This is a genomic window from Cognatundibacterium luofuense, from assembly GCF_018139685.1.
GTDB classification, from domain to species: domain Bacteria; phylum Pseudomonadota; class Gammaproteobacteria; order Burkholderiales; family Burkholderiaceae_D; genus Undibacterium; species Undibacterium luofuense.
In genome coordinates, this window is sequence record NZ_JAGSPN010000496.1 from 1 (window position 1) to 307 (window position 307).

Sequence of the window (307 nt, forward strand, 5' to 3'; positions counted from 1 at the left end):
GCGCGCATAGGCCAGCGCGGCATACCATTTGTAATTATTCATGCGGACTTCCTGCGCCAGCACAGGGTCCGGGGTACGGATATTCACACCGTCCGCAGGCAATACAAAATTGTCAGGAATAACGGGTTGTACGCGGTCAGGATTGATTTCCACCACAGCGCCGGATTCGACGATATCGGTCACGCATTTCATCGAGACCCACAATCCTGTATAACGCGACAAAGCGATACCATGCAGGCCGTAGTCCAGGTATTCCTGTACGGTAGACGGATATAACACCGGAATGCCGCAGGCTTTCAAAATATGC

Annotated in this window: 1 protein-coding gene; it reads right to left on the reverse strand. The window is 52.4% G+C overall.

Annotation, left to right across the window (positions count from 1 at the left end):
- Positions 1 to 307: hypothetical protein (locus KDM89_RS21385; RefSeq protein WP_212689803.1), on the reverse strand; the 307-nt coding region annotated here is incomplete at both ends.